At 60.0% G+C, this 6,770-nt stretch carries 4 protein-coding genes; 2 read left to right on the top strand and 2 right to left on the bottom strand.

What is annotated here, in order from left to right; genetic code table 11:
• Window positions 1-347 precede the first annotated feature (347 nt).
• On the top strand, window positions 348-2,174 hold the full coding sequence (locus K8U03_25405; protein ID MCE9608236.1) for a heavy metal translocating P-type ATPase: 1,827 nt from the start codon (window positions 348-350) through the stop codon (window positions 2,172-2,174).
• A gap of 128 nt (window positions 2,175-2,302) precedes the next feature.
• Here the strand turns inward: K8U03_25405 and K8U03_25410 are convergent, their stop codons facing one another.
• Complete coding sequence (locus K8U03_25410) at window positions 2,303-4,063, bottom strand: SulP family inorganic anion transporter (protein ID MCE9608237.1); 1,761 nt, start codon at window positions 4,061-4,063, stop codon at window positions 2,303-2,305.
• Between the two features lie 410 nt (window positions 4,064-4,473).
• Between K8U03_25410 and K8U03_25415 the strand changes: the two genes are divergently transcribed.
• Window positions 4,474-5,169: a VIT family protein gene (locus K8U03_25415; GenBank protein MCE9608238.1), complete on the top strand. Its 696-nt coding sequence runs from the start codon at window positions 4,474-4,476 to the stop codon at window positions 5,167-5,169.
• Window positions 5,170-5,216: 47 nt separating this feature from the next.
• Here the strand turns inward: K8U03_25415 and K8U03_25420 are convergent.
• Window positions 5,217-6,770 (bottom strand): cation-transporting P-type ATPase (locus tag K8U03_25420; protein MCE9608239.1); only part of this gene is annotated, 1,554 nt, incomplete at its 5' end.

Consider the following 6,770-nt stretch of genomic DNA (forward strand, 5'->3'; position numbering starts at 1 on the left):
ATGTCGACATCCGGTTCTGTCGACGAAATCTCATCCCGAATCAAGCATGGACGAATGCTTTCTCGACCCCCGTTTCGACAAGAACTCAACATGGATTTGACGTTGCGAACACTTGGACGACCCGACTGGGACGTAAGTCGCAGCTCTTCGCTCTCAAGTACGAATCATCCGAACACCGTAATCATTGTTAATGGCGAATTTTGAAGATGCCTTCACAAGTCGTTTCAGAAGCTGAAGCCGGTTCCGCACGGACCGATAAAGTGCCCAAGGCATCGCCTCCCGTTTCCGGGGCGATCGCCACCGCCATTTGTGCGATCTTGGGAGGTGTCGGCGCGGTGCTTCACCGAATGGATTTTTCAACGGCTCAGACCTGGTCCGCAACGGCTTGCGTCGGGGCTTATCTCGCGGGTGGATATGGACCGACGATCAGCATGTTGACGGCCCTGAAAAACCGGCAACTCAACGTGGATCTCCTGATGATCGTCGCGGCGCTCGGGGCTGCGGCGATCGGGGACTGGCTCGAAGGGGTCGTACTGCTATTCTTGTTTTCGCTCAGCGGGACCCTGGAAGCGTTCGCGATGTACCGAACGACCCGTTCGATCGAGTCGTTGATCCAATTGCGTCCTCGAGAGGCGGATCTCGTTCGCGACGGCGTCGCGGAAGATCAGCGGGTCGCGGTCGAATCACTTCGGATCGGCGATGTGATTCGCGTTCGTCCCGGTGAGCGGTTCGCCGTCGACGGCGTCATCTCCGAGGGGGAAACCTGGGCGGACGAAGCGACGCTGACGGGGGAAAGTGAACCGATTCACAAACCGATTGGAGCCATGGTGTTTTCCGGCACCATCAACGGTCAAGGGAGCGTCTTGGTCCGGATGACGCGGGCGGTAGCCGATACGACCTTGGAGCGAATCGTCCACATGGTGCAAGAGGCGCAAGCTCAGAAGACTCCGACCCAGCGATTCGTCGAATCTTGGCAGCGACCTTATGTCTTGGGAGTGCTAGCGGCGGCGGTCTTCGTGTTTCTAGGAGCGAGAGTCGTACATACCACCAGTTGGTACGACGCGTTCTATCATGCGATGGTCCTGCTCGTGGCGGCCTCGCCTTGTGCGGTCGTCGTCAGCGCGCCGGCGGTTTTGCTTTCCGCCATCGCGCGGGCCGGGCGGCACGGCGTGCTCTTCAAGGGCGGAGTCCACCTGGAAACGTTGGGAAAGGTGGACGTGATCGCGCTCGACAAAACCGGAACCGTCACGCTCGGAAAGCCGGGGGTGACGGAGGTCTGGTCTCCGGAAGGGGTGGATCAAGCTCGGTTCCTGAGCTTAGCGGCATCGGTCGAGCAACGTAGCGAACATCCGTTGGGTGTCCCCGTAGTCGCCGAACTGCGCACTCGCGGAATCGCGCTGTCGGAATCGCCGCCGACGGAGTTTCAAAGTCACACGGGTCTTGGGGTCCATGCCCTGGTCGAAGAGACTTGGGTCGGTGTCGGTCGCGAGGGATTGTTCGAAGCACACGACCTTTCCATCCCGGCTGCATTGATCGAACAGGCGCAACGGATTCGCGAACTGGGCCAAACCGCCCTCATGGTCATGACGTCCGATGAGGCGATGTATGGAGTTATCGGAGTGGCCGACCTAATTCGACCCGAAGCCGCGGCGACGATCGATGCTTTGAAGCGTCTCGGCGTCCGCAAGATCGTGGTTCTCACCGGTGATCACGAACGGGTGGCTCAAGCGATCGCGAAGGGACTGCATGTCGACGAAGTTCGAGCGGGCCTATTGCCTGACCAAAAAGTCGTTGAACTTCGGCGTTTGGCAAGCGACGGAAGCCTTGTGGCGATGGTCGGCGACGGGGTGAACGATGCCCCCGCGCTGGCGGCGGCGCAGGTGGGAATTGCGATGGGCGGCGCCGGTACTGACGTCGCCCTCGAAGTCGCCGATGTCGTGCTCATGCGCGACGACCTGCGTGCCTTGCCGCTCGCTGTGTGGATCAGCCGGCTGGCGAGAAAACGAGTGCGCCAGAATATGATCTTCGCCTTTTCGATGATCGGTTTGCTCGTCATTTCGACGTTTTTCAATCTCCCGCTTTGGCTGGGCGTGCTAGGCCATGAAGGAAGCACGGTTCTCGTCGTGTTCAACGGACTGCGATTGCTGTGGGAGAAGACGCCGCAACTGACCTAGGATAGTTCCGTTCAAGACATCGTTCTTTTGCATGGGGCACCGATTTTCGGGCCGATCAGCTTGAGGCTCCTCGGGAGTGCAGATAAGTTCGTGGCGACGAGACTGGGAGCGATCTCGGCTAAGCGACGTTACTCATCCCAGTCCTTCCACTCCACGCCGTGCACGGTTAGATACCGATCGACCGCTTGGCCGAGAGTGGGAAAGAAATTCTCCTTGCCCAAGGTGGTGAATAAACCGTAGCGCTTGAGGTGATCCTTCACAGGACCTTTCATCTCCGCGAAAAGCAAATCCATTCCCGCTTGGTGCAGCTTTTGATCGAGCTCCGCGAGCATGTCGGCCGCTGTGATGTCGATGTCGGTCACAGGTTCCGCCGCGACGACGACCCATTTCGTGGGGGTCGGGGCTCGGGAGATGGCCCGAAGAATATGCTCTTGAAAAATCGACGCATTAGCGAAAAACAGCGGCGCATCCCAGCGAAAGAGGACTAACCCCGGGATGAGCTTCGCTTCGGGGTGCCGTGAAATATCGTGATAACCTTTGAGGTCGTCGACGCGCCCTAGCACTGCATCGTAAGGTCTCCAAGCGCGCCAGATGAACGTGAGTAGCGCCAAGCCGACCGCAATAAAGATGCCTTGAATGACCCCCAGCAGCAGTACTCCGAAAAAACATGCGAGCGAGAAGACGAGTTCACTCCGACGCAAGTGATACAGGCGAACCATTCCGGCAAATTCGATTTGCCCGAGACATGCGCTGATGACGACGGCTCCCAAAGCAGCGTGGGGCAAGCTCGCGAGGAGCGTCGGTGCAAACATCAGCAGCAGTGCGATACAGCAGGCAGCCGTCAGCGCAGTGACCTGCGTTTTGGCTCCCGCTGACTCCGCCACCGGAGTGCGCGACGCGCTGCCGCTCACTGAAAAGCCGTGGAATAAGCCCGTCGTCACGTTGGCGATACCTAAAGCGATCAATTCCTGATCGGCATCGACTCGATATCCTCCTCGCTGTGCGTAAAGCCGCGAAAGTACGCTCGTATCCGCGAACGAAACCAAAACAATTGCGATCGCGCCGATAAACAGTGAGTGGAGCTCGGCGACGTCGACGATCGGGAGCTGAAACCGCGGTAAGCCCTGAGGAAGAGAGCCGATGACGGAGAGATCGGCTCGCGCGGCTAAGTCAAATAGCCGAACGATGACCGTAGAGCCGACGACCGCCAACAAAATGCCGGGCACCTTAGGCCGACGGTACTTGAACCCCAAAATCACGATGAGACTGCACGCGCCGATCGCGACTGCCCAGCCATTCGTCCGACCGTGCAGCACTCCCGAACCAAGCGCCGCCGTTCGTTGGAGAAAGTCTTCACCCTCCACGGTGAAGCCCAGCACCATCGGCAACTGACCGACCAGCACGGTGCATGCGATTCCGTTTAGGTATCCGTAGCGAATCGGCTTGGAGAGCAACTCCGTCACGAAGCCGAACCTAGCGAGGCCGACTACGATGCAGAGAACTCCCGACAGAACGGCGAGCGCTCCGGCAAGCGACACGGCCCGATCGGCATTTCCGGCAGCTAAGGGTAGCACGGTCGCGGCAATCAAGGCCGCCAGCGAAGAGTCGGGCCCTAGCACGAGAATACGGCTCGGTCCGAATAGCGAATAAGCCACGAGCGGAACGATGGTCGCGTAGAGCCCGCAGATGGCGGGGAGGCCGGCCGCTTGCGCATAAGCCATGCCTGCCGGGATCAAGACGGCCGTGAGTACGATCCCGGCAAGTAGATCTTTCACAAACCAAGCTCGCTCGTATGCCCCTAGGATTGCAAGGCCGGGCAGTCGGCGACTTAAGCGACTGCCCTGCGCCTCTTGATGCAAAGGATTCGTCGGAGCGGGTTCGTCGGCCATCAAGATTGTGATCCGCGCATAAATCGCGGCTGAGATGAGTAGAGAAACAAGACTAAGGCGCTGGCGGACGTTCCGATCGCGAATGCGAACACCCAAGCGAGACCGTGAGCCCAAAGCGACCCGGCAATCAGCGAAGCAGGCAGGTAGATCAATCCGGGCGCTTCGGAAGTTCGGTAAGAAAACCAACGAGACCGAGCGTGAACACCTCGAGCGGAATCTTGTTTTCGCTTCGTGACCCGGTCGGCTGCGAAGCGTCGAAGTGCGACGTACGGCATTGGAATCCGAGGAGACGAGAATCCGCTTCGCGATCGGTATCGTTACAATGCACTCATCTTATCTCGTCAAGCCGGACGTAGCATCGCCCTATCGGCCGAGTTGACGCCGACTGCACTCGTTGGAGATTCCATCACATGTTCATTCGGCATCAGGAACGACATCGCACGGAGCACATCGGCTGGCTGCGCGCCGCGGTCCTCGGCGCCAATGATGGAATCGTTTCGACGGCCAGTCTCGTCGTCGGGGTCGCTGCGGCGAATTCCGCCCCGGCGAACGTGTTGGTTGCGGGAGTCGCCGGATTGGTCGCAGGGGCGATGTCGATGGCGGCGGGCGAATACGTGTCGGTGAGTTCGCAGGCCGATACGGAGAAAGCCGATCTCGACCGCGAGCGGCAGGAGCTTGCCGCCGACGATAACTTGGAGCGGCAAGAGCTCGCCGAGATCTATGTCCGTCGAGGTCTTGATCAGGCTCTCGCCATGAAAGTGGCCGAGCAACTCATGGCTCACGACGCTCTCGCCGCTCACGCGCGGGAAGAGCTCGGCATTTCCGACGTTACGACCGCCCGGCCGGTTCAAGCCGCCTTGGCTTCCGCGGCGACGTTTGCCGTCGGCGCCGTGATTCCGCTTCTGACCGCGCTCGTGGTCCCTAAGTCGATGTTGATCCCTGTCGTGATCGTGACCTCCCTTTTTCTACTGATGCTGCTCGGCGGATTGGGGGCCCGTGTCGGCGGTGCACCCGTCGCGATGGCCGCCTGGCGAGTCACCTTTTGGGGCGCCTTGGCGATGGCGCTCACGGCCGGAGTCGGGGCGCTATTCGGAGCGGCAGTGTGAAACGAACTCGCCTTTCGTAAGCGCGGCCGTTCTTGGATGAAGCACCGCTATCGAATTCTACGTCGTCGGAGGACCAGTCGCTGAATCGTTTTGATCATTTCAACTACGCCTATAGGTAGCAACGAACAAGCCGCGATTACGCCCCAGTCAGAGACCGTAGGTGGAGCGGTATGAAGCACCAGTTGCAAGAGCGGCAGGTAGACCGCTGCGGCCTGGAGCAGGAGACACACCCCAACCGCCGCCCATAACCAACCGTTCGTGAAGAGGCGATTGGTGAATGCCGACCGGATTTGGGATCGGGCATTGAAGACGTGAAAGACCTGGGCCAGCGCGAGAGTCATGAACGCCATCGTGGTCGCTTGACGCAAGCCTTCCCCCTCGGATCCGTGCCGGCGCATGCCGATCCAAAATGCGAATAGGGTCACTCCTGTGAGCAGGATCCCTTGCCAAACGATGAGGCCGACGAAACGAAGAGGAAGCAGAGGCTCTTTCGGATCAAGCGGCCGGCGTTTCATGACGTCGGGAGCTGAGGGCTCCAGGGCTAGCGCAAAGGCGGGAAAGATGTCGGTGATCAAGTTGAGCCATAAGATTTGGAGGGCTACCAGCGGCAGCGGCCAGCCGATCATGAGGGCGATGAATACCGCGAAGATCTCCGAAAAGTTGCAAGAGAGCAGGTAATGCAAGAATCGGAGAATGTTGCCGTAGATGATCCGCCCTTGTTCGACGGCACCGACGATGCTGGCGAAATTATCATCCGTGATCACCATGTCGGCGTTCTCTTTGGCGACCTCGGTTCCCTTGATGCCCATGGCGATACCGATATCCGCCTGCTTCAGCGCCGGGGCGTCGTTCACACCGTCGCCCGTCATCGCAACGACGTGCCCTTCTTGTTGCAGCGCCTTGACGATCTGGAGCTTGTGCTCCGGCGAGACGCGAGCGAAGACGGCGGCATCGGTTACCGCACGCTTCCAGCCGGCAGCGTCCAGGTTCGCCAGCTCTCGGCCGTGGACGGTGCGCAACGGACGCCCATCGAGATCGCGATCGATTCCCAGTTGCCTTGCGATTTCGGCCGCCGTCCGTTGTTGGTCGCCGGTAATCATCACGGTCCGAATGCCCGCCTCGCGACAGGTGGCGATGGCGGCTTTGGCCTCGTCGCGGAGCGGATCTCTCATGCCGACAAGGCCGACGAAGATGAGATCTCGCGCAAAATCGCCTTCGTCGTATCCTTCCGGAAGTTCGCGGTATGCCAAGCCGAGCACGCGGAGCGACGCATCGGCCAGTTCCAGATTCGACTCCTCCCAGCGATGTCGGTCATTCGGCGTGATCGGCGTTACGCCGGTCGATTGCTTCTGTGCGTTGCTTGCGGCGATCAACGTCCCGGGCGAACCCTTGATATACGCGACGGACCGACCCTGCGGCGTGCGATGTATGGTGACCATCCGCTTGCTGCCGCTGTCGAACGGCACCTCGCTGATTCGCACAAAGTCGGAGGCGAGGTTCGTGAGGCCCATGCCTCCTTTTTCCGCCGCGACGATCAAGGCTGCCTCGGTTGGGTCGCCGAGCACGACTTCGCGCCCATCGGTGCGTTCCACTTTGGCGTC

This window comes from Planctomycetia bacterium (assembly GCA_021413845.1).
GTDB lineage: Bacteria > Planctomycetota > Planctomycetia > Pirellulales > PNKZ01 > PNKZ01.

Coding starts and splice junctions, on each gene's coding strand:
- K8U03_25405 (MCE9608236.1), top strand. CDS start 348: ATGGATTTTTCAACGGCTCAGACCTGGTCCGCAACGGCTTGCGTCGGG.
- K8U03_25410 (MCE9608237.1), bottom strand. CDS start 4,063: ATGGCCGACGAACCCGCTCCGACGAATCCTTTGCATCAAGAGGCGCAG.
- K8U03_25415 (MCE9608238.1), top strand. CDS start 4,474: ATGTTCATTCGGCATCAGGAACGACATCGCACGGAGCACATCGGCTGG.